This window comes from Amycolatopsis sp. NPDC114504 (assembly GCF_055633595.1).
On record NZ_JBVKDU010000001.1, the window covers coordinates 270,678 to 291,911 of the forward strand.

The 21,234-nt window shown below is 71.7% G+C and carries 20 protein-coding genes; 11 read left to right on the forward strand and 9 right to left on the reverse strand.

The genetic code is table 11. The annotated features are described in order from the left end of the window. Window positions 1–50 precede the first annotated feature (50 nt). Window positions 51–1,967: a hypothetical protein gene (locus ACZ7PG_RS01325; protein WP_470237091.1), complete on the reverse strand. Its 1,917-nt coding sequence runs from the start codon at window positions 1,965–1,967 to the stop codon at window positions 51–53. A 434-nt stretch (window positions 1,968–2,401) separates the two neighbouring features. Between ACZ7PG_RS01325 and ACZ7PG_RS01330 the strand changes: the two genes are divergently transcribed. Together ACZ7PG_RS01330 and ACZ7PG_RS01335 are read left to right on the forward strand one after the other, a co-directional pair. Continuing rightward, the gene (locus tag ACZ7PG_RS01330; protein ID WP_470237092.1) at window positions 2,402–2,992 is read left to right on the forward strand and encodes an RNA polymerase sigma factor; all 591 of its coding nucleotides are present in this window, start codon (window positions 2,402–2,404) and stop codon (window positions 2,990–2,992) included. Beyond that, complete coding sequence (locus ACZ7PG_RS01335) at window positions 2,985–3,863, forward strand: CU044_5270 family protein (RefSeq protein WP_470237093.1); 879 nt, start codon at window positions 2,985–2,987, stop codon at window positions 3,861–3,863. The genes ACZ7PG_RS01330 and ACZ7PG_RS01335 overlap by 8 nt, the downstream gene beginning before the upstream one ends. Before the next feature lie 2 nt (window positions 3,864–3,865). On the opposite strand, the gene ACZ7PG_RS01340 is transcribed toward ACZ7PG_RS01335, so the two are convergent. Next, window positions 3,866–4,561: a nitroreductase gene (locus ACZ7PG_RS01340; protein ID WP_470237094.1), complete on the reverse strand. Its 696-nt coding sequence runs from the start codon at window positions 4,559–4,561 to the stop codon at window positions 3,866–3,868. Further along, the gene (locus ACZ7PG_RS01345) at window positions 4,558–5,067 is read right to left on the reverse strand and encodes a DUF4863 family protein (protein ID WP_470237095.1); all 510 of its coding nucleotides are present in this window, start codon (window positions 5,065–5,067) and stop codon (window positions 4,558–4,560) included. Before ACZ7PG_RS01345 ends, ACZ7PG_RS01340 begins: the two co-directional genes overlap by 4 nt. 110 nt (window positions 5,068–5,177) lie before the next feature. Here ACZ7PG_RS01345 and ACZ7PG_RS01350 point away from each other — a divergent pair, with 110 nt between their 5' ends. Together ACZ7PG_RS01350 and ACZ7PG_RS01355 are read left to right on the forward strand one after the other, a co-directional pair. After that, window positions 5,178–5,804 carry a TetR/AcrR family transcriptional regulator gene (locus tag ACZ7PG_RS01350; RefSeq protein WP_470237096.1) on the forward strand — a complete coding sequence of 209 codons (627 nt, stop codon included), beginning with the start codon at window positions 5,178–5,180 and terminating at the stop codon, window positions 5,802–5,804. Window positions 5,805–5,849: 45 nt separating this feature from the next. Continuing rightward, window positions 5,850–6,737 carry a S1 family peptidase gene (locus ACZ7PG_RS01355; RefSeq protein ID WP_470237097.1) on the forward strand — a complete coding sequence of 296 codons (888 nt, stop codon included), beginning with the start codon at window positions 5,850–5,852 and terminating at the stop codon, window positions 6,735–6,737. A 2-nt stretch (window positions 6,738–6,739) separates the two neighbouring features. Here the strand turns inward: ACZ7PG_RS01355 and ACZ7PG_RS01360 are convergent, their stop codons facing one another. Then, on the reverse strand, window positions 6,740–7,120 hold the full coding sequence (locus tag ACZ7PG_RS01360; protein WP_470237098.1) for an ATP-binding protein: 381 nt from the start codon (window positions 7,118–7,120) through the stop codon (window positions 6,740–6,742). A gap of 221 nt (window positions 7,121–7,341) precedes the next feature. On the opposite strand from ACZ7PG_RS01360, the gene ACZ7PG_RS01365 reads away from it, so the two are divergent. Beyond that, window positions 7,342–7,584, forward strand: coding sequence for a hypothetical protein (locus ACZ7PG_RS01365; protein ID WP_470237099.1), 243 nt, complete (start codon window positions 7,342–7,344; stop codon window positions 7,582–7,584). Window positions 7,585–7,656: 72 nt separating this feature from the next. After that, window positions 7,657–8,802 (forward strand): NAD(P)/FAD-dependent oxidoreductase, encoded by a 1,146-nt coding sequence (locus tag ACZ7PG_RS01370; protein WP_470237100.1) that lies wholly within the window; start codon window positions 7,657–7,659, stop codon window positions 8,800–8,802. Between the two features lie 38 nt (window positions 8,803–8,840). On the opposite strand, the gene ACZ7PG_RS01375 is transcribed toward ACZ7PG_RS01370, so the two are convergent. From ACZ7PG_RS01375 to ACZ7PG_RS01385, 3 genes are all read right to left on the reverse strand, one after another. After that, complete coding sequence (locus tag ACZ7PG_RS01375) at window positions 8,841–12,533, reverse strand: CARDB domain-containing protein (RefSeq protein WP_470237101.1); 3,693 nt, start codon at window positions 12,531–12,533, stop codon at window positions 8,841–8,843. Between the two features lie 121 nt (window positions 12,534–12,654). Continuing rightward, window positions 12,655–13,527 (reverse strand): TIGR03619 family F420-dependent LLM class oxidoreductase, encoded by an 873-nt coding sequence (locus tag ACZ7PG_RS01380; RefSeq protein WP_470237102.1) that lies wholly within the window; start codon window positions 13,525–13,527, stop codon window positions 12,655–12,657. 42 nt (window positions 13,528–13,569) lie between these two features. Further along, window positions 13,570–14,352, reverse strand: coding sequence for an FkbM family methyltransferase (locus ACZ7PG_RS01385; RefSeq protein WP_470238977.1), 783 nt, complete (start codon window positions 14,350–14,352; stop codon window positions 13,570–13,572). A gap of 165 nt (window positions 14,353–14,517) precedes the next feature. Between ACZ7PG_RS01385 and ACZ7PG_RS01390 the strand changes: the two genes are divergently transcribed. The 4 genes from ACZ7PG_RS01390 to ACZ7PG_RS01405 are packed head-to-tail and all read left to right on the forward strand — an operon-like array spanning window position 14,518 to window position 19,152. Continuing rightward, entirely contained in the window at window positions 14,518–15,753 is a 1,236-nt protein-coding gene (locus tag ACZ7PG_RS01390; protein WP_470237103.1) for a sialidase family protein, read from the forward strand. Between the two features lie 5 nt (window positions 15,754–15,758). Then, window positions 15,759–16,652 (forward strand): isocitrate lyase/PEP mutase family protein, encoded by an 894-nt coding sequence (locus ACZ7PG_RS01395; protein WP_470237104.1) that lies wholly within the window; start codon window positions 15,759–15,761, stop codon window positions 16,650–16,652. A 57-nt stretch (window positions 16,653–16,709) separates the two neighbouring features. Then, a complete protein-coding gene (gene ligA, locus ACZ7PG_RS01400; RefSeq protein WP_470237105.1) occupies window positions 16,710–18,701 on the forward strand; it encodes an NAD-dependent DNA ligase LigA in 1,992 nt (663 codons plus the stop codon). Between the two features lie 58 nt (window positions 18,702–18,759). Beyond that, window positions 18,760–19,152 carry a hypothetical protein gene (locus ACZ7PG_RS01405; protein ID WP_470237106.1) on the forward strand — a complete coding sequence of 131 codons (393 nt, stop codon included), beginning with the start codon at window positions 18,760–18,762 and terminating at the stop codon, window positions 19,150–19,152. Window positions 19,153–19,156: 4 nt separating this feature from the next. Here the strand turns inward: ACZ7PG_RS01405 and ACZ7PG_RS01410 are convergent, their stop codons facing one another. Then, a complete protein-coding gene (locus ACZ7PG_RS01410) occupies window positions 19,157–19,297 on the reverse strand; it encodes a hypothetical protein (RefSeq protein ID WP_470237107.1) in 141 nt (46 codons plus the stop codon). Window positions 19,298–19,338: 41 nt separating this feature from the next. Then, complete coding sequence (locus ACZ7PG_RS01415; RefSeq protein ID WP_470237108.1) at window positions 19,339–20,178, reverse strand: phytanoyl-CoA dioxygenase family protein; 840 nt, start codon at window positions 20,176–20,178, stop codon at window positions 19,339–19,341. Window positions 20,179–20,260: 82 nt separating this feature from the next. Here ACZ7PG_RS01415 and ACZ7PG_RS01420 point away from each other — a divergent pair, with 82 nt between their 5' ends. Further along, entirely contained in the window at window positions 20,261–21,232 is a 972-nt protein-coding gene (locus ACZ7PG_RS01420) for a LacI family DNA-binding transcriptional regulator (RefSeq protein WP_470237109.1), read from the forward strand. Window positions 21,233–21,234: the final 2 nt, after the last annotated feature.

The following is a 21,234-nucleotide window of genomic DNA, read 5'->3' on the forward strand; positions in this document are numbered from 1 at the left end:
CCACATGCTGAACGCCTCGCCGTCCCGGTGCGGGACGGCGAGGCGCCGGGTCAGCTCACGATCTTCAGGAACAGCGACTTCGCCGTGCTGGTCTTCGACGCGTCCACGCCGTGCCCGCCGGTGTAGTCCCGCTGCTCGTTGTGCGCCCAGTCCGTGATCGGCCGACCGCCGACGTCCAGGTGGTGGAACGCGGTGCCGTCCCAGCCGAACTGGTAGATCCGGTTGTGGTCCGGGTAGTACGGCGTGTACGCCGCGCCGGCGGTGAGCTGCTTGGTCATGGTGTTGTCGAAGAAGACGTTGCGCGGGCCCGAAGAGCCGGACCACTTGACCGCCTTCTGGCCCGTGGACCAGTAGATCGGGAACCACGACGAGTCGTCCGGGGCGTCGCCGCCTTCGTCACCGCAGTGGGCGGTGCAGTTGCCCGAACGGTGGGCGAAGGACACCCGGTTGGTGTTCAGCTCGAACAGGTTGTTGCGTTCGTAGCCGCCGTGGATGTTGAAGTCCGAGTCGATGTCGTTGCCGATCACGACGTTGCCCGACGCCGACCACTGGAACGTGAAGTGCCGCAGGTCGCGGGTGGTGTTGCCGGCGTAGAGCGAGTCCCAGACGCGGGAGCCGCGGAAGTAGCCGTTGCCGCCCTTGCCCTTGTTCCACGAGCCGTCCATCTCGTTGTTCACGATCTGGAGGTTCTTTGCTTCCTCGGTGACGATCGGGTGCGAGCCGGTCATGATCGCGTGCGTGTTGCGGACCCAGGAGTTCGCGGCCCACTTGAACACGATGCCCTGCATGGCCAGCGACGGCGCGAGGTTGCCGTAGTTGTCCTTCGCCTGCTCCTGGGTGACCCCGGGCGGGGCGTCCTGGGTGAAGGAGAAGTCCTCGAAGCCGACCCCGACGACCGGATCCACGATCGGCGACGCCTTGGACGCGTAGGTCGCGCCGTCGATCGGGGCCGAACCGTCCGAAGTGGAGTCGACCGGCACGTCGTACTCGAGCGGCTTGTCGATGGACACCGTGTGGTTCTTGGTGTCGAGGGCGGTGATGGTGAACCACTGCTGGCGCATGTGGAGGTTCTGCAACGGCCAGGTCGTGGGGACCGCGTTCATCGACTGGTAGAACTTCATCGTGTTGGCGGCCCGGATGTTGATGTAGCCGCCGACCTTCATGTTCGTGGTCTTGGCGCTGGTGGCCAGGTAGACGGTCCTGTCGCCGGTCCGCGCCGCGAAGCCCTGGTCACCGGGCTTCTCCCGCAGCTTCGCGCCCGCCTTCCAGTGCACGTTGATCGTGCCCTCGAAGATGTCCTTGCGGTTGGCCGGGGCGCTCTTGTACTGACTGGCGTAGCCGGGATCGACGCCGCGCGACTGCACGCGGAACAGGCCGCGGCCCGGCCACAGCCAGCCGCCGGAACCGTCCTCGTAGGTCATCTCGTGCTGGTCCCACTGGTCGCCGTCCGGGGTCACGACGTCGTACTCGGTGTTCTTGTCCGGCTTGAAGAGGAACTTCGTCCTGTCCATGCCGGCGCCCCGCAGGATCAGGTAGTTCGCGTCGACGTGGATCTCGTGGGTGACGTTCAGGGTGCCGGCCGGGAAGGTGATCAGGCTCAGCTTGGTGTAGCTGCCCGAGGGCGAGCACGACGAGTGGATCTTGTCGATGGCCGTCTGGATGCCGGCGGTGTCGTCGACGCCGTCGTCCGGCTTGACCTTGTAGGTGGTGGCGAGCTGAGCAGCGGTGATCGTGCAGCTCGCGCTCGGGTTGACCGCGTCGGGGCCGGGCAGGTTCTGCCCGCCGCGGAAGCCGGCCTTGCTCCAGTCGTAGAGGCCGGGCACCGGGGCGGCGCGGTTGCCGGCCGAGGTGTCGAGCGCGGTGAGGGCGCCGGGACCGGGTGCCGCGGCCGACGGGCTCAGGCCGCCGAAACCGGCCGCGGCGCACGCGGCGACGGCCACGATCGCGACGGTTTTCTTGCGTGACAAGGGAACCTCCGAACATGTCGAGCCCGCGGGCTCGCGTGGGAGCACGCCGGGATCGGGCGTGCGTGACTCGTCCGGGAAGGGTGACCCGCGGATGCGGCCGGCCGCCGGCGTGACCCGTCCGGCGGTGTTACGGCCGAGCGGCGGCCGTCGATGCGGGGATGCGCTGTGCGGGGAAGGACTCGGCGCGCGAGGCGATCGCCTGTCTTATCAAAGGATCCTCCGTAGCTGACTGGTTTTCACCAGGACTGCTTGAAGGCGGCGGTGACCCGACCATACAAGTCGGCCGCCAGTTAGTAAAGTAACCTTCCGAATACCGAGCGTCTCGCATTCAGGGAACCGCACGTGACCTGCGTCACTTACCGGGCGTGATCCCGGAACCCGTTCCCGCACCGGTGAGAACAGCAGATGACACTCTGCGCAGCGAGAGGCGGGCGATGACCCCGGAAGACACCGAAGCCGACGACGACGCGAGCGTGATCGCGCGGTCGCGGCAGGAGCCGAGCCTGTTCGCGGTCATCTTCGACCGCCACGCCCGGCACATCCACCGCTACCTGGTCCGGCGGCTGGGCCCGACCGCGGCGGACGACGTCCTCGCGGACACCTTCCTCATCGCGTTCGGCAAGCGCGCGAAGTTCGACCTCACGCGGCCGGACGCCCGGCCCTGGCTCTACGGCATCGCCACCAACCTCGTCTCGCGCCGGTGGCGGGCCGAAGTGCGGGAGCTGAAGCTCCGCCTGGCCGTCGGGCCGCCCGCCGTGGACGACGGCCACGCCGACCGGGTCGCCGACCGGGTCAGTGCCCAGGCGCTGGGCGCGGACCTCGACCGGGCGCTGGCCGCCTTGCGCCCGCGCGAGCGGGACGTCCTGCTGCTCGTCGCCGCGGAAGGGCTGGGCTACCAGGAGGTCGCCGAAGCGCTGGGCATCCCCGTCGGCACCGTGAAATCGCGGCTCAACCGCGCCCGCACCCGCGTCCGCGCCGAGCTCGGCGCCCTCGACCTCGTGAAGGAGACCTTCAGCCATGGATGAGCTCGACCTGATCCGCGACCGCGCGGACACCATCGGCTTCGCGCCGGCGGAGCACCTCACCCCGGCCCGGGAGCGGCTGCTGGCCACGGCCCGCGGCGAACGGCCGCACCGGTCCCGGCGCCTGTTCTGGGCCGCCGGCGCCTCGATCGGCCTGGCCGCGGCGATCACCGCGGTCGTCGCGCTCGCGCCGGCCGATCGGGTGGGCATCGGCGCCGGCGTCGCGCACGCCGACCCGGTCAAGGTGCTGGCCGAAGCGGCGAGCAGCGCCCTGAAGGAGCCGGCCAAGCCGCCGCGCCCGGATCAGTTCCTGTACGTGAAGACCGGATACGCCATTCCCCCCGACCGCGAGGTCTGGCTCTCGGTCGACGGCACCCGGGACAGCCTGATCGGCAGCGCCAAGGAAGGTGGCTGCCGCAACGGCAAGGCGCCGATGTACGGCACGAACGACCCGCGCGCGGAAGGGACGCTCGAAGACTGCGTACCCGAGTCGGTCTACCGGACGGACCTGCCGACGACGGCCGACGCGATGCTGGCCTACCTCTACGGAAAGGAGGCCGATCGCGACGGCCGGGCCACCTACATCGGCAAGGCCGTCTACACCCTCGCCTACGAGCAGGTCCTCCAGCCGGCGTCCTACGCGGCGCTGTTCGAGGCGGCGGCGAAGGTACCGGGCCTGACGGCCCTGGACCACGTCACCGACGGCGCCGGCCGCCCGGGCGTCGGGATCAGGTTTCCGGTGCCCCCGGGCTCCTCGCCGAAGGCGCAGCCGATCGTGCTGGTTTTCGACGCCACGACGTACCAGTTCCTCGGTACCGAGGACAGCGCCGTGATGGTGAAGACCTACGTCGACGAGGTGGGGCAACGCCCCTGAGCTCAGCCCGGGTCCCGGAGGCCATCGTGGAAGGTCGCGAACGTCGACACCGGCTCGCGCGTCGTGTGGTGCTCGCTCAGCCGATGCCCTTCGTCGGCGTACCCCAGCGCCACTCCGCAGACGATCACGTGGTCGTCCGGAATGTCGACGTGCCGGCGCAGGACCGGGTGGTAGTCGATCAGTGACGCCTGTGCGCACGTGTGCAGCCCGGCTCCGCGCGCCGCCAGCATCAGTGCCTGCAGGAACAGGCCCGCGTCGACCAGCGCTCCCTCCAGCGGCAGCCGGCTGACCGTCAGGACCATGCCGACCGGTGCGCCGAAGAAGTCGTAGTTGCGCCGGTGGTGGCCGAGACGGCCGGCCGTGTCGCCGGGCTCGATGCCGAGCGCGTCCCGGTAGAGACCTTCGCCGAAGCGGCGCCGGCGTGAGCGGAACGGCTCCCGCCACTGGTCCGCGCCGGGCTGGTAGGCGAACTCCCCCGTCGAGCGGCGGCCCTCGTCGTGCGCGCACAGCAGGTCCGCGCTCAGCGCCCGCTTCGCCGCGCCGGTCAGCACGTGCACCCGCCACGGCTGGCAGTTGGAGTTGCTGGCCGAGCGTGCCGCCAGATCCAGCAGCCGCTCGAGCTCCGCGCGGGGCACCGGGTCCGGCCGGAACGCCCGGCAGCTGCGCCGCGTCAGCAGCGCCTCCTCGACGGTGCTCACTCGGCCGGCGGCGTGATGTCGTAGGAGATCCGGCCCGCCGGCAGGTAGAAGAGGGCGATCAGGGCACCGCCCTTGACCTCCGGGTAGTGGTGGCTGCCCGGGCCCGGCGCGGTCCAGCCTGGGCCGCTCCAGCCGCGCGGACCCATCAGCTTCGCGCCCGCGTCGAGCGGCACCACCAGGTTGAGCTCGCCGTACGGGTGCTGGTGGTACTGCCCGCGGTAGGGCTCGGCGCTGTCCATGTACACGGCGGTGACGCTGAAGTAGTTGAGCACGTCCTGGGGGTCGGCGATCCGGCTGCGCCGGTACTTCGGGCCGTCGACCTCGATGTTCGCCGCCCAGCCGGCCCGGACGCCGTCGGTGATCATGCGCGCGAGGTCGTCGTACAGCGGGCTGCCGGGGCCGTGGTGCTCGTTGAGCCAGTCCTCCAGTTCGCCGCCCGCGGTCCGGTTCTTGACGTCGTCGAGGAAGGGGATGCTGCGGTTGATCAGCTGCTGGGCGGTGGTCATCGTGGGGCTCCTTCCGGGGTGGTGCTCCGAAGGTAAGCCGACATTTCGTTACAGTCAAGCAACGTAACTTAACAGCGATTGGCCGTAACGTATCCGCTAGGCTCGACCCCATGGTGTCCACACCCGACGAAGCCGCCCCGCGGCCCGGCGGCCGTCCCCGCGACGCCGCGCTCGACGAGGCGATCATCCTGGCCACCCGGGAACGCCTCGTGCGCGACGGCTATTCGCTCATGACCATCGGCGACATCGCCTCGGACGCGAAGGTCAGCCGCCCGACGCTCTACCGGCGGTGGAGCACGAAGTTCGATCTGGTCGTCGACGCGCTCGACTACGGCTTCCGCAAGCAGCGGGACAGCTACGCCGTCGACCTGGCCGGCCTGGCGCCGCGGGAAGCCTTCGTCGAAGCCGTCCGCCGGCTGGACCCCGCGTACTTCAACCCGGACGCCATGGTCCTCATGGGCAACTTCGCCGGCGAGGCGATCCGGACGCCGGAGCTGCTCGGGATCCTGCGCGAGCACGCCGTCGAACCGCGGGTCACGCTGGTCGAGAACGTGCTGACCCGGCTGCAGGAGGCCGGCGCGGTCCGGGACGACATCGACAAGCACACCATCGCGACGCTGTGCTTCGGCAGCTACTTCGCCGCCTTCTACCGCGGTGAACGCGGGGACGACATTCCCGAATCGGTCGTTTCGGTGCTGTGGCCGACGATCGCGACGGCGTCGCGCAAGCGCAAATAGGGCTTTCGCACAACCATTTCGGCCTCTCATCCGTGCATTAAGAGTGTGAGGACGACTTCGGATCGACGGCGGCGCTTCCGCGCGCGTGCCGTGACGGTCGCGGTGCTGGTGGGGGCCGGTATCGCGTTCGCCAACGCCGCCATCGGCACCCCGGCGGGCCCCGTGCTGGCCGCGGCACTGGGCGGGCACAGCCTGCCCGACACCAGCGCACTGGGCCGCGACCCGGCACCCGCACCGCCTCCTCCGGCGACGACGGCGACGCCCAAGCCCAGCCCGATCCTCCCGTTCAACGCGAAACTGACCTCGGACGACATTCCGGTCCCCGGCGGCGGCGTGCGCGACGGCGCCTGCAGCGGCTCGCTCGTGGCGCCGCAGTGGGTCGTCACCGCCGGGCACTGCTTCCACGACCTCAAGGACGCGCGGATCGGCGGCCGGCCGCCGTACACGATGACCGTGACGATCGGGCGGCTCGAGGACAGCGACCCCGGCGGGCACACGGCGGTGGTCGTCGACGTCCGCCAGTCGCCCGTCAACGACCTGGCCGTCGCGAAGCTCAGCGCGCCGGTGGACGACATCACCCCGGTGGAGCTGGCCTCGAAGCGCCCCTCGGTTGGCGAGGAGCTGCAGTTCGCGGGCTGGGGCTCGCACTCGGCGACCGTGCTCGGCCCGTCCGACCACCTCAAGCGCGGCCACTTCCGGATCTCGGGCATCGCGCAGTCCACGCTGGAGGCGTTGCCGATCGGCACGCGCACCGTGGACAACGGCCCCTGCCCGGAGGACTCGGGCGGCCCGTTCTTCGTCTCGGACGACGGCGACCGCACCGGACGCCTGGTGGCCATCGTGAACACCGGGCCACCGTGCCCCCAGCCGGGCGCGGAGACGATCGCCCGGGTCGACGTGGTCGCCGGCTGGATCCGCGAGCAGACCGGCTGAGGTCAGCCCGCGAGCGGGATCTCGGCCCAGACGGTCTTGCCGCCGTCGCGGCGGTGGAAGTGCCCGCGCCGGCCCGAACAGGCGGCGACCAGGGTCAGCCCGGTGCCCGCCGGGGCCGTGTCGGGCACGACCGGGTCGAACCACGCCGACCCGCCGGCGTCCTCCACCCCGATCCAGACCGCGGCGTCGGCGCAGATCAGCAGAGCTCGCAGCGGCCCGGCGGCGTGCCGGACGGCGTTCGTGGCGAGCTCGCCGGTGATCAGCACGACGTCCTCCGCGACGTCGTCCGGCACGTCGCCCGCGGTCAGCTGCTCGCGCGCCCACGACCGCACCAGCCTGACCTGCGCCGGATCCGCCTCGAACTCGAAACTTTCCCGCGTCATGTCTTCGGCACCTCCCCCAGAAAGGTTTCCCCCGGATCGGGGATGACCAGGCCGAGGCGCTTCTACACGTCAATTAGCACGAACGGACGCATCCGCTCGTCGCCCGTCGGCCATTGACCGGGCGATTCCTGCCGTTCACCGCAGGCGGGGGCGCCGGGCTGTTACAAATCGCGGCCGGTGCGCGACACCACCGTGGAGCATCACAGGGAGAGCGGGGGTCGATGACGGGCGAACGACAGGTGCGGCTGCAGCTGGGCACCCGCGCGGTCTCGGTCCCCGCCGGGCACGGCCGCGAAGTACTGGAATACGCCGGGGTGACCGTTTTGCGCGTCGAGGACGGCGAACCGGTCGAGCAGGCGTGGGTCCCGGTCGGGACCTGCCCGAGCTTCGCCGACGACGAGGCGCTGATCGCCGCCTGGCACGCGGCCGTGCAGTGGACCCGGACGACCCCCACCGGGGCGTGAGCTGAACCACAGCTGTCACAGGGATCGACCGCGCGGTGTCTTGATGCCGAACCCGGCATCGAAGGAGACACCATGACCGAGCCCACCGAGGTCGTCGTGATCGGCGGCGGATACGCCGGCGTCATGGCCGCCAACCGCCTGACCCGCCGCGAGGACGTCGCCGTCACCCTGGTCAACCCGCGCCCGCACTTCGTCGAGCGGATCCGTCTGCACCAGCTCGCCGCCGGCTCCGGCGACGCGGTCGTGGCCTACCGCGACGTCCTCGCCGAGCGCGTCCGGCTGGTCGTGGACAGCGTGACGCGGATCGACGCGGCCGCGCGCACCGTGACGCTCGCCGACGGCGGCGCCCTCGGCTACGACTACCTGGTCTACGCCGTGGGCAGCGCCGGCGCGGGCGTGCCCGCGTTCGCCTACCCCGTCACGACTCTCGAGGAGGCGCGGCAGCTGCGGCCGGTCCTCGACGGCGCGGCCGCGGTGACGGTCATCGGCGCCGGCCCCGCCGGGATCGAGACCGCGGCCGAACTGGCGGAAGCGGGCCGCGCGGTGACGCTGGTCTGCGGCGGCGAGCTCGGGCCGTACCTGCATCCGAGCGGCCGGCGCGTGGTCGCCGGACGGCTGGCGAAGCTGGGCGTGACCGTCCTCGCCGACGCCGTGGTGAGCGAGGTGACCCGCGATGCCGTCCGGCTCGCCGACGGTCGTGAACTGCCCAGCCCGGTGACTGTCTGGACCGCCGGTTTCGGCGTGCCGGACCTGGCCGCGCGCAGCGGGTTGAGCACCGACGACCTGGGCCGCCTGCGCACGGACGAGACGCTGACCAGCGTGGACGACGACCGGATCGTGGCGGCCGGCGACGCGGCGGCGCCGTCGGACCTGCCCTACCGGATGGGCTGCCAGTCGGCGGTCCAGCTCGGCCCGCAGGCCGCCGAGACGGTGCTCAGCCGGCTCGCGGGCGAGCGGCCCGAGCCGGTCGAGGTCGGCTTCGCCGGCCAGTGCCTGAGCCTGGGGCGGCGCTCGGGGATCTTCCAGTTCTCCCACCGTGACGACACCGCGATCCGCCTCCACCTGCGGGGCCGGCTCGGCGCGAAAGTGAAGGAATGGGTGTGCCGCAGCACGGTCTGGCAGCTCAAGTACGAAAGCCGCAAGCCCGGCGTCCGCAAGTGGTGGGTCAAGGACGCCCGGCGCCGCGAGCTGCTGGAAGCGCAGCCCGCGGCCGCCTGACCGGCCGGGTGCCGGGGACACCCCCGGCACCCGGTCCCCTACCCGGCCCTGCGCCGGCCCGCGGCGACCACCGCCGGGACGGGTGCTCCGTTGATCACGAACTGCGACCCCGGTTCGATGACGACGTCTCCCTTCGCCGAGCCGGAGATCGTCACGTTGGTCAGCGTCGCGCTGCCGCGGGCACCGCTCATCGCGAGGATGCCGGCCCCGTTCCTGGACTGGTCGATCTTGACGTTCGTGACCGCCGCCGTCACCACTCCTCCCCCGGTCTTGAACTGGATGCCGTCGTAGGTCGAGTCGTGGATCTCGGTGTCCCGCAGCGTCACGCCCGGGATGTCCTTGCCCTGCGCGAAGAACGTGATCGCGCCGAACTGCTGCTGCTCGCCCCAGAACACGCCGCCGCAGCGGTAGAGGGCGTTGTTGGCGATCGTCGTCTGCCCGGAGAACGGCAGCGGGTCGTGGTCGGTCGCCAGCATGATGCCCGGGTAGTTCATCGTGTCGTAGACGAGGTTGTTCTCGATCCGGTTGCCGTACCCGCCGTAGACCGCGATCCCGTTGGCGCGCCAGGGAAGCTGGACCGTGTTGTTGGTGAACACGTTGTCGTGCCCGATGTCGACGGACGGGTCCTTCACGTACTGGTTCGCCCACACCGCGAGCGAGTCGTCCCCGGTGGTGCGGAAGGACGAGTTGAACACCCGCGAGTTGCGCGTGCCGTTGGTGAAGTTGATGCCGTCGGCGTAGGTGTCGCGGATCCGCATCCCGCTGAAGTCCAGGCCGTCGGCCGGGCCCCACAGCTCGGGCTTGTTGCTGTAGTCGCGGCCGACCCACACGCCGACGTTGGCGTGCTCGATCCAGACGTTGGAGATCTTCGTGCCGGTGCCGAACCGGCCGTTGAGCCCGACGCCGCCCTCGGCGTTCCCGTCCCCGCCGCGGATCCGGCCGGAGCCGAAGATCGCGATGTCGGAGAGCTGGACGTTCTTGTCGATGTCGAACCCGAAGTTGCCTTCGTGCGGGTGGTTGATGGTGCCCGCGTCCTGCGGCTGGATCAGCGAGTACAGCTGCGAGCGCCACATGCCGGCGCCGCGGATCGTCGCGTTGGAGATGCCGACCTGGTTGTACTGGCCGCCGCCGTTGGGCACGGTCGGGTCGTCGGTGAGGATCTTCGCCTCCTGCCGCCACTGTCCTTCCGGGATCCAGACGCAGGCGATCTTGCCGTTCTGGTCGTCGGTGACCGCGCGCTGGATCGCCGGGGCGTCGTCGACGCCGTCGTTCGGCACGGCGCCGTACTCGGTGATCGACGTGCATTCGGCCGGCTTCGGCAGCGCCGGCGCCACCTGTTCCAGGTCGACCAGATCGATGACGTAGTACGCCGCGTTGTCACCGTTGTCCCGCTGCAGCTTGAACTTCGTGCCCGGCGGGTAGGACTGCGCCAGCAGCGCGTGCGACTCGTCGAACAGCCGCCGCGCGTCGCCGCCGGGCCGGTTCGTCAGCCCTTCGGGGTCGTCGGTGGTGCCGTAGAGCCAGCTGTGCGTCGAGGACAGCGTCAGCTTCTGCGCGAAGGTGCCGTTGACGTACAGGCTGAGCGTGTAGTCCTGCCCGCCGCCCGCGGCCGCATCGGGGACGGAGTTGCGGACCACGATCGAGTTGGCCTGGTTTGTCGACGTGACCTCCACGTACTGGCCCTGGCTCGCCAGCCGGACGGACTGGCGGCCGGACGACTCGGTCGCGAAGTTCGTGTGGCCGAACGTCCGCAGCGCGTCGGTCTGGAGCAGTTGTCCTTGGTACTGCGCGGATTCCGCTTCGTACTCGGTGTACGGCACGGCCGCGCCGCGGCCCACCACGATCGCCCGCGAGAGGTCGTTGTTGGACTCGTTGGTCTCCGCGACGGTGTTCGCCGAGTCGGCCGTCGCGGTGAGGGTCGCGCCGCCGGTGGTGGCGGTCCACGTGCCGGAGATCGCGACGTTCGCCGTCGCACCGGCCGCGATCGCGGCGGTGGCACCGGTCAGCGTGGTGGCGCCGGCGGTCAGCCGGGTCACCGAGGTGCCCGCGGCGCTCGTGCCGCGGTTGTGCACCGCGACGGTGAACGAGACCGCCGTGCCGGCCGCCGGGTTCGGCGGGTTCGACGTGATGCCGGTGACCTCGAGGTCCGGGCCCGGCGCCTGCGCGATCACGAGCTGAGTCGGCGAGGTGAACGTGTTGTTGGTGTCGTCCTGCTCGACGATCGTGCCGGCCGGGTCGACCGTCGCGGAGACGCTGTAGGTGCCCTGCGGCCGGGTGCCCGCGTTGACGGTCACCGTCGTGGACGCGCCCGCCGCGAGGGAACCGACGGCCGCGCTACCGACGACGGTGCCGCCCAGGCTGACGTTGACGGTCGTGGCCGCCGCGGTCGCGGTGCCCGCGTTCTTGACGGTCGCGGAGACCGCGACCTGGCTGGTCTCCGTCGGGCTGGCCGGGGTCCAGGTCGTGCCGGTGACGACCAGGTCCGGGTTCGGCGCCGGCGTGCCGAGCACCTGGAACTCCGCGACCTGCGCGCCGGGCGCGCCGGAGTTGGCGGAGAACTGCAGCCGGACGTCGGCAGCCCGCCCGCTGACCGGGATGGTCACGGAGTTCTGGCTCGCGGCCGGGTCGAACCGGTAGTCGGCGCGGGCCTTGAGGGAGGTGAATGCCGTGGCGCCCTGGTCACGGCCGAGGACCTCGAAGTTCTGCGTCCGCGTGGCCCAGGCCGAGTCCGGGTTGAGCTTGACGACGACCTGGTCGAGGTCGGCATTCGCGCCGAGCTTCACGGTCAGCGTGCTCGACTGGCCCGAGGCTTCCCAATACGTGGCGGTGCTGTTGTCGTTCGCGTTGGCGGCGACGAAGGAGAAGACGGTCGAGGACGCCTCGATCGGCTTGCCCGCGGCGAGGTTCTGGCCGGCCTGGGTGCCCTGGCGCACGACGTGGTTGCTGTCCGCGGACTCGTGCCCGGCGGCATCCTTGGCCCGCACGAAGTACTCGACGCGCGTGCCGGCAGGCCGGGCTTCGGCGAACGACGTGCCGGTGACCGTGGTGATGGCCGTTCCGTCGCGGTAGACGGTGTAGCCGGTGACGCCGACGTCGTCGGTCGAGGCCGACCACGTCAGCGCGACCTGGCCGGAGGACGGCTCGGTGAGCGTCAGGTTCGCCGGCGCGGTCGGGGCCTGCGTGTCGCCGGTGTCGGGGCCGTACAGCTCGAACTCCGAGAGCTGCGCGGCGGGCCACTGGGTGTTGGCGGTGACGTTCAGCCGGACGTACCGGGTCGACGCCGTCACCGGGATCGTGACGGTGTTGGCGCCCGGCGCGAAGGCGTACCCGCTCGACGCGACGAGGTCGGTGAACGTGGTGCCGTCGGTGCTGCCGCGCACGGCGAGGGTCTGGGTGCGGGCCTCCCAGCCGGTGGGCAGCTTGAGCACGATCCGCGAGAGGGACTTCGCGGAGCCCAGGTCGGCCTGGATCCACTGCGGGAAGGCGTTGTTCGCGGACTCCCAGTACGTGGCCTGGTTCCCGTCGGCGGCGTTGGCGACGGGATAGCCGGGCAGCGCGCTGCTCGCCGACACCGTCCTGGTCAGGGGCACGTCCGCCGCGGCCGCCGCCGCTTCGGGTGAGCCGGGTGAGCCGGGTGGGCCGCTCGCCGCCGAGGCGAGGGAGAGCCCGGCGACGGACAGCCCCACGGCGAGGAATCCGGCGACGAGCCGGGACAGGCGCGTACGAGTCATGGCGTCTTCTCTTCTTCGAGACGGCGGGGGACGGGGAGCCTGAGCCACCCGAGTCTGCAACAAGTGAGCGCCGTCACGCAAGAACCAGACACCGATCAGAAAATTTACGACTCCTTCGCTGTCACTCGGCTGGCCCAACCGGACGAACGAGGGCGAACCGCTCGGCGAAGGCCGCCATCTCCTCGCGTTGGCCGACCGGGTCGGCGGTCGTGGGGCTCACGACGACGCGGGTGACACCCTGCCGCGCGAGCGTTTCGGCGTCCTCTTCGGACATTCCGATCGAGCCCCATCGCGTGTGCTGCAAGGCATCCGGGTCCCGGCCGGCTTCGCTCGCCGTGGCCCGGGCGAGCTCGAACTGGCGGCGGCGCTCGTCCGGGGTGAGCAGGCCGCCGGGGAAGAAGCCGTCCCCGCGTCGCCCGGCCCGCCGCGCGGCGGCCACGCTCGACCCCCCGACGTGGATCGGCAGGGCGCCGCCGACCGGCTTCGGGAAGCTGCACACGGCGTCGAGGGTGAAGAACTCCCCCGCGTGGCTGACGCCGTCCGCGCCGCCGGCCCAGAGCAGCCGCAGGACGTCGATCGCCTCGTCGGCCCGGCGGCCGCGGGTGGCGAAGTCGACGCCGGCCGCCGCGGCTTCACCGGGCAGCGCGCCGACGCCGACGGTGAGCAGCCGCAGGCGTCCGCCGGACAGCAGGTCGACCGTCGCCAGCCGCTTGGCGAGCACCACCGGGTGGTGGTAGGGCAGCAGCAGGACGCCGGTGCCGAGCAGGATGCGCCGCGTGCGGGCGGCGACGAACGTCAGGCACTCGAGCGGGTCGCCGTAGGGCAGCGCCGGGTCCAGCTCCATCGGCCCGATCCTGGCGCCGGGATACAGGGCGACGTGCTCCGGCACGTACAGCGATTCGAAGCCGAAGTCTTCGGCCTCCTGCGCGAATCGCGTGAGCGTGGCGGGGTCGACGCCGAAGTGGGGGGTGCTGTAGCTGATTCCGAACTTCACGCGGCACGACGCTAAACACTGACGCGCGCGTCAAGGCAAGGGTCAGCGGAGCGCGAACACCATCCCGATGTCGGCCGCCTGCTGGACCGCGTCCTGCACCGTCTTGACGGCGAACCCGCGCGTGGCGAAGACTTCGCGGACGCGGTCACGGTTTTCGGCCCACCGTTCGACTTCGACGACGGCCTGCCGGACCAGCGGCCAGTGCCGCTCGTCGATCCCCCGCAGCACTTCGAGCTCGGCGCCCTCGACGTCGACCTTGAGCAGGTCGATGCGGTCGATCCCTTCCTCGTCGAGCACCGGAGACAGCGGCCGGACGCGCACGCGGTGCGTCTCGAGGTCGCGCATCACCTTCAGCTGCCGCCCGACCAGCCCGCGCAGGACCGGCGCCGGCACGCGGCGGGCGGCCGGGCCCATGCCGCCCTGGCGGATCATCTCGACGATGCTGGCGGTGACGCGCTTGCGCTCCGCCTCGATGTTGCCCTCGTCCCGCAACGACGACGAGAAGATCGTCGCGCCCGGGAAGTAGCTGAAGTCGAGCTCGTCCTCACCGGCCGCGAGCCCGAAGGGCAGCGCTTTCAGCCGCCCGGCGAAGAAGTCCCGGCCGTTGCTTTCCAGCTTCTCGTAGAGCGGCGGCAACGGTTCGAAGGCATAGATCCGCACGTCACCGCCGAGCCGTTCGTAGACCGCCGCGGAGAAGACGCCGATGTTGGCCCCGACGTCGAGGACGGTGGCGCCGGGTGCGAGCTCGACACCGTGGGCGAAGTAGCCGCCGACTTCTTCGCGGAGAAAGGACACTTCCCAGGGGTTGACGCTGTGCAGGTCCATGGTCACGCGCAGAGGCATACCAGGCCTGGCGCCGGTGATCCAGCCCCATTGGTAGGTGACCCGGCGACGGCGCGCACCCACGGGCCCGGCCGGGCACCCGGCGTGGTCCTTGACGAACCGCAGCGGCCTCCTTAGGTTGTCCAGACATAGGACGTCAGACATCCCATGTCCTACCTCGACGAGGAGGTCGAACCGGTGTCCCCGATTCGCAGGCTCAGCACGATCCTTCTGGCGGCGGCCACGACCGCGCTGTCCTTCGCCCCCGCCGCCACGGCGAACCCGGCGCACGGATGCGCGTCGTCCGTGGCCTTCACCTCCGGGACCGAGGGCTACGACACCTTCCGCATCCCCGCGGTGGTCCGCGCCGCCAACGGGGCACTGGTCGCGTTCGCCGAAGGGCGGCGGGACTCGGCCGGGGACTCCGGGGCCATCCAGACCGTGGCGCGCACCTCCCGTGACGGCGGCTGCACCTGGGGGCCGCTGTCGGTGGTGGACAGCAACGGCGACGCCACCGCCGGCAACCCGACGCCGGTCCTCGCGCGCGACGGCGACCTGGTCCTGCTGACCGTCCACAACGGACCGGTCTCGGAGAAGCAGATCATGTCCGGGCAGGCGTCCGCGCTGGACACCCGCCGCGTCTTCGTCCTGCGCAGCCGCGACGACGGCCGCACCTGGTCCCCCGCCCGGGACATCACCGCCGACGCGAAGCTGCCCGGCTGGCGGTGGTACGCCACCGGCCCCGGGCACGCGACGGTCCTGCGGCACGGCCCGCACGCGGGCCGGATCGTCGTGCCCGCCAACCATTCCAGCTCCCCGCCGGCCGGCTCCCCCGACGTCGGCACCGAGGCGAAGTACTACGGCGGCCACGACCTCTACAGCGACGACGACGGCCGCACCTGGCACATCGGCTTCACCGACGACCGCACCGACGGCGTCGTCGCCGCGAACGAGACGACCGCGACCGAGCTGCCCGACGGCACCCTCTACTTCTCCAGCCGCAACCAAGGCTCCGCCGCCGAGCACCGCGTCGACGGCTACAGCGTCGACGGCGGGAAGACGCTGGTCCGGCCGTACCAGGTGCAGCCGTCGCTGTCCGGGACGAAGGTCGAGGGCAGCGTCCTGCAGACGACGATCCCGTGGCTGCTGGTCTACTCGGGCCCGGCCGACCCCGCCACGCGCGCCGTGATGCAGCTGCGGCTGAGCACCGACCGCGGGCACACCTGGCGCGCGGGCCGCACGCTGACCACCGGGCCGGCGGCCTACTCCGACCTCGTGCAGGCCGGCCCGGCCACGCTCGGCGTCCTCTACGAGACGGGCACGGCCGGTCCGTACGAGAAGATCGTGTTCGAGCGGGTGGGTTTGGCTCCGGGACAGCTCGGGAACGCCCCCGCGAGGAGGTGATCGACGTGGCCGATCTGCTCGGACCGCGCGTGCCCGGTCCAGCGCGGCTGCGGGAGCTGCTGGCCGGGGACGACCTCGTCGTCGCGCCGGGAGCCTACGACGCGCTGAGCGCCCGGCTGGTCGAGGCGGCCGGGTTCCCGGCGGTCTACATGACCGGCTTCGGCACGACGGCGTCGCTGCTCGGCCGTCCCGACGTCGGGCTCCTGACGATGACCGAGATGGTCCAGGCGGCGAGCCGCATCCGCTCGGTGGTGGAGGTCCCGGTCATCGCCGACGCGGACACCGGCTACGGCAACGCGCTCAACGTCATCCGCACGGTCCGCGAGTACGAAGCCGCCGGCGTCGCGGCGATCCACCTGGAGGACCAGGTCGCGCCGAAGCGCTGCGGGCACCTCGAAGGCAAGCGCGTGGTCCCGGCACCGACCATGGTCGACCGGGTGCGGGCCGCGGTGGCCGCCCGGTCGGACCCCGACTTCCTGCTGATCGCCCGCACGGACGCCCGTGCGGTCGAAGGCCTCGACGCGGCGATCGACCGGGCCCGCCGCTACCGGGACGCGGGCGCGGACATGCTGTTCGTGGAGGCGCTGCAGTCCGAAGCCGAGATCGAACGGGTGGCCGAGACGTTCCGCGACGTGCCGCTGCTGTTCAACTGGGCGGAGGGCGGGAAGACCCCGCCGGTGGGGCGCGACCGGTTGCGCGAGCTCGGGTTCCGGCTGGTGATCTGCCCGATCTCGACGCTGCTGGCGGCGACCGAGGCGATGCGCGCGGTGCTGGGCCGGATCGCGGCGGATGGGACGCCGGTCGAGGCTGTTCGTGAGTTGCCAGGGTTGACGGACTTCGCGGAGCTGGTCGGCCTGCCGGAGGTCGGGGAGATCGGCGAGCGCTTCGGCGACGGCTGAGGCCGGACCGGGGATGACCACGGGAAACTGTCGTACCCGACCGGTAACGTCCTCCCCGTGGAAGCTCGGGAGCGCATACAGGAACTGGCCGACCGCATCGTGGTCCTCCGCGACGCGTACTACCGGGGTTCGCCGTTGGTGGCGGACGCGGAGTACGACGCGGTCGAAGACGAGCTGCGCGGGCTCATCGCGGCGAACCCGGACCTGACCCCGGACCCGAACCCCCTCGACCAGGTGGGCGCCCCGGCGGTCCTGCACGCCCCGATCCGGCACTCGCGGCCCATGCTCTCCCTGGAGAAAGCCACGAAACCGGAGCAGGTCGAGGCCTTCTTCGACCGCTTCCCCGGCCAGCCGGTCGTCGTCATGCCCAAGCTGGACGGCCTGTCGCTCGCCGTCGTCTACGAGGACGGGCGGCTGCGCCGGGCCGTCACCCGCGGGGACGGGACGACCGGCGACGACGTCACCCCGCTGGTCCGGGCCCTGACCGACGGGATCCCGGACCGGGTCGAGGCGCCGGGGCGGGTCGAGGTGCGGGGCGAGGCCGTCATGCTGCGGTCCACCTTCGCCGCCTACAACGTCGCGCACCCGGACAAGCCGCTGATCAACCCGCGCAACGCCGCCGCCGGCACGCTGCGGGCCAAGGACCCGGCCACCGTCGCCGAACGGCGGCTGCGGTTCTTCGCCTTCGACCTCGACACCGATCCCGACAGCGCCGAGACCGACCTCGGCCGCGCACTGCAGACGCTCGGCTTCACCGCGGCCGACATGCGCCGCTGCGCCGACGCTGCAGCCGCGCAGGCCGTGATCGGCGAGATCGAACAGCAGCGCAACGAACTGGACTACGACCTCGACGGCGCCGTGCTGCGGCTCGCCGACCGCACCGCCTACGCCGCCGCCGGCACCCGGTCGAGCTCGCCGCGCGGGGCGCTCGCCTTCAAGTTCGCCGCCGAGGAGAAGACCACCGTCCTGGCCGATGTCATCTGGGACGTCGGCAAGACCGGCAAGATCGCCCCGGTCGCCTGGCTGGAACCGGTGTTCGTCGGGGGCACCACCGTCACCCGCGCGACGCTGGCCAACCAGGAGGTGATCAAGGCCCGCGGCATCAAGATCGGCGACACCGTCCTGGTGCGCCGCGCCGGGGACGTCATCCCGTTCGTGGCCGGCGTGCTCGACGCGTCGAAGCGCACCGGCGCGGAGCGGGAGATCGTGCCTCCGAGCGCGTGCCCGTCGTGCGGGCAGCCGCTGACCGAGCAGGGCAACAGCCGGGAGCTGTTCTGCACCAACGTCGCCTGTCCCGCCCAGACCGTGCGGCGGCTGATCCACTGGGCGTCACGGGCCGCGGCGGACATCGAGGCCATCGGCGGCGTCTGGATCGAACGGCTGGCCGAGTCCGGCGACCTCGAGCACCCGTCGGACTTCTACGCGCTGACCAAGGAACGGCTGCTGGAGTTCGACCGCATCGGCGAGGTCTCGGCGGCGCGGATGATCGAGTCGATCGACGGGAGCCGGGCGGTCGGGCTGCGCCGGGCGCTGATCGGGCTCGCGATCCCGATGGCGTCCGAAGGCACCGCCGCGCGCCTGTGCCGGGCGGGGTTCGGTTCCCTCGAGGACGTCGTCGAGGCCGGGGTGGAGGGGCTGGTCGCCGTCGAGGACATCGGGCCGAAGGTCGCCGCGTCGCTGATCGAGCACCTCACGCGGCTCCAGCCCGAGCTCGAACGGCTGCGGGAGCGCGGCGTGTCGCTGGACGTGCGCGAGGAGGACCTCCCGCCGGTGGTCGCGGCCGGCGCTCCCCTGGCCGGCAAGACGGTGGTCGTCACCGGCTCGATCAGCGACCCACGCTCGGGCGAGAAGGTTCCGCGGCCGACGTTCCAGAGATTGTGCGAGAAGGCCGGCGCGACCATCGCGTCGTCGGTCTCGGCGAGCACGGACCTGCTCATCACCGGTGCCGACGTCGGGGCCGCCAAACTCACGAAGGCAGAGAAGCACGGCGTGACCGTCGCCGACCAGAGTGAAATCTGGCCGCAGCTGATCGAAGCCGGAATCATCTGACGCGGGGGCTCGTGAGATGCTGCGACCGCGCAGCAGGCCCGAGGGAGAGGCGGAGCGGGTGACCACCTGGACCGATGTGATCAACTTTGTCCGGACGCGGTACGAGGTCCTGGAGGACACCGAAGACTGGCTCCGGTTCCGCCTGGAGGGTCCGGACGGCCGGACGCAGCAGGTGACGGTGCACCACGTGGAGGAACTGCACGGCGGCGCGTGGGTCGAGATCTCCTCGCCCGTCGGCTGGGCCGACAAGCTGGACCTGCGGCGCCTGCTCGAGCTGGCCGGGTCGTCGGCCGTCGGCGGGGCCGCGGTGGTCGACGGGGTCGCGCTGCTCAAGCACACCGTGCCGCTGGAGGACCTCAGCATCGAGCACGAGTTCGAGCGCCCGCTCAAGGCGGTCGTCGCGCGGGCGGACTCGCTCGAGCACGAGCTGACCAAGTCGGACGAGTTCTAGCCGCTCACACGTGCATCGCGAGCCACAGCGCCATCCAGGCGAGGCACGCGAACGCGCCGCCGACTCCGAACGCCAGCAGCACCCGCCGCAGTCCCGCGACGATCCCGGCCCGGCCCGACACTTCGGTGATCCCTGCATCAGCCATGCCGGAGTGTTGCCGCGCACCGGGATCGGCAAACATCCGGTTCAGGATTCGCCCATCACCAGTCCCTCGATGGTGTGCTTCTGGGTGATCGGCTCCAGCGTGTCGACGACCGGGCAGCGCAGGTGGGCGCGCACGGATTCCGGGAGTGACGCCCAGAAGTCGTGCGTCACAGCGGTGTCGTGGCGTTCGTCGTTGCCCGCGCCCGGCGCGTCGAGGCCCAGCACGAGCACCGGCCGGGACTTCGCGGAGTGGTTCGCGGTGCCGCGGTGGACGGTCAGCGCGGAGCGGATCGAGATGTCCCCCATCCGCGGGAACTTCCGCGCCGCCAGCGATCGGTAGCGCGGGTAGGCCGAGCGCGGCGGGAACATGCCGTGGTCGAACGCGGCGCCGTCGTCCCAGTGGGTGCCGGGCGCGATCTCGAACGGGCCCATGTCCGGCTCGGTGTCGACGGCGGTCACGTTGACGGCCAGGGAGTTCAGCCTGCGGTGGCGGGCCGTTTCGTCGGGCATCGGGAAGTCGCGGTGCCACGGCTGGTCGACCGCGCCGGCGAGCGGGACGTCGAACCCGATCTCGACGATCCGGTAGTCCGGTCCCAGCACGGCCTCGGCGACCGCGGTGATCCACGGGTGCGCGGCCAGGTCGGCGAAGCCGCGCAGCTGTTCGGGGTGGATCTCGACGTAGTAGCGGTTCGGGCCGCGGCCGACGGCGCCGTCCGGCCGGGCGCGAGCCTCGGCGAACGCCGTGTCGATGTCTTCGCCGAGCCGGCGCACCCACTCGCGCGGGAACGCCCGCGGCAGGCCGATGATGCCGTCCTCGTACAGCCGGCCGGTCAGGGACTCGACTTCGGCGGCGGGCAGCGGGGCGATCGGATCCGTGGTCATTTGAGCCTCCGAGGCGTCACGACGGCGTGGCGTCTTCAGTTTGCAACGTGGCATGCCACGTTGCAAGAGGTAGGGTGCCGTCGTGAACCCGAAGTTGCGGGACGTGGCCGAGCACGCCGGGGTGTCGGTGCGGACGGTGTCCAACGTGGTCAACGGCTTCCGCTACGTGGCCCCGGCGACCCGCGAGCGGGTGCAGGCGAGCATCGACGAGCTCGGCTACCGGCCGAACATGGCCGCCCGGACGCTGCGGCAGGGCCGGACCGGGCTGGTGGCCCTGGTCGTCCCGGAGATCGATTCGCCGTACTTCGCCGAGCTCGCCGCGCGGACGGTCCGCATCGCCGGCCGCCGCGGCCTGACCGTCCTCATCGACCAGACCGACGGCGACGCCGAGCGGGAGAAGGAGCTGCTGCACGGCCGACGCAGCCAGCTCGTCGACGGCGTCCTGTTCAGCCCGTGGGCGGTGGCCCCCGCGGAGCTGGCCGCGCGCACCGACACCGTGCCGCTGGTGCTGCTCGGCGAGCACGACGGCCCGGCCGGGGTCGACCACGTCGCGATCGACAACGTCGCCGCCGCGTGCGAGGCCACCGGGCACCTGCTGGCGACCGGACGCCGCCGCGTCGCCGCGCTGGGCATCCAGCCGGCGTCCCTGAACGCGACCGCCCGCCAGCGTCTCGCCGGGTACCGCGACGCGCTGGCGGACCTGCCCCGGCTGGAGGTCCCGGTCCGGCGCCTGCACCGGGCCGACGGCCACCGCGCGATGCTGGAGCTGCTGGACCGCGCCGAGCCGCCCGACGCCGTCTTCTGCTTCACCGACGAGCTCGCGCTGGGCGCGTTGCGCGCCGCCGCCGACCGCGGCCTGAGCGTGCCGGACGACCTGGCGCTGGTGGGGTTCGACGACATCGAGGACGGCCGGTTCAGCGTCCCGGCCCTGACGACGGTGTCACCGGACAAGGACCGCATCGCCGAGCTCGCCCTGGACTGCCTGGCCGCCGAGCCCGGGCCGCCGCGGTCGATCGTCGCCCCGCACCGGCTCGTCGTGCGCGGGACGAGCTGACC

Excerpts from the sequence above, each read along its gene's own strand:
- ACZ7PG_RS01330 (WP_470237092.1), top strand. The coding sequence starts at position 2,402 with ATGACCCCGGAAGACACCGAAGCCGACGACGACGCGAGCGTGATCGCG.
- ACZ7PG_RS01335 (WP_470237093.1), top strand. The coding sequence starts at position 2,985 with ATGGATGAGCTCGACCTGATCCGCGACCGCGCGGACACCATCGGCTTC.
- ACZ7PG_RS01345 (WP_470237095.1), bottom strand. The coding sequence starts at position 5,067 with ATGACCACCGCCCAGCAGCTGATCAACCGCAGCATCCCCTTCCTCGAC.
- ACZ7PG_RS01350 (WP_470237096.1), top strand. The coding sequence starts at position 5,178 with ATGGTGTCCACACCCGACGAAGCCGCCCCGCGGCCCGGCGGCCGTCCC.
- ACZ7PG_RS01360 (WP_470237098.1), bottom strand. The coding sequence starts at position 7,120 with ATGACGCGGGAAAGTTTCGAGTTCGAGGCGGATCCGGCGCAGGTCAGG.
- ACZ7PG_RS01365 (WP_470237099.1), top strand. The coding sequence starts at position 7,342 with ATGACGGGCGAACGACAGGTGCGGCTGCAGCTGGGCACCCGCGCGGTC.
- ACZ7PG_RS01370 (WP_470237100.1), top strand. The coding sequence starts at position 7,657 with ATGACCGAGCCCACCGAGGTCGTCGTGATCGGCGGCGGATACGCCGGC.
- ACZ7PG_RS01375 (WP_470237101.1), bottom strand. The coding sequence starts at position 12,533 with ATGACTCGTACGCGCCTGTCCCGGCTCGTCGCCGGATTCCTCGCCGTG.
- ACZ7PG_RS01385 (WP_470238977.1), bottom strand. The coding sequence starts at position 14,352 with ATGGACCTGCACAGCGTCAACCCCTGGGAAGTGTCCTTTCTCCGCGAA.
- ACZ7PG_RS01390 (WP_470237103.1), top strand. The coding sequence starts at position 14,518 with ATGTCCTACCTCGACGAGGAGGTCGAACCGGTGTCCCCGATTCGCAGG.
- ACZ7PG_RS01410 (WP_470237107.1), bottom strand. The coding sequence starts at position 19,297 with ATGGCTGATGCAGGGATCACCGAAGTGTCGGGCCGGGCCGGGATCGTC.
- ACZ7PG_RS01415 (WP_470237108.1), bottom strand. The coding sequence starts at position 20,178 with ATGACCACGGATCCGATCGCCCCGCTGCCCGCCGCCGAAGTCGAGTCC.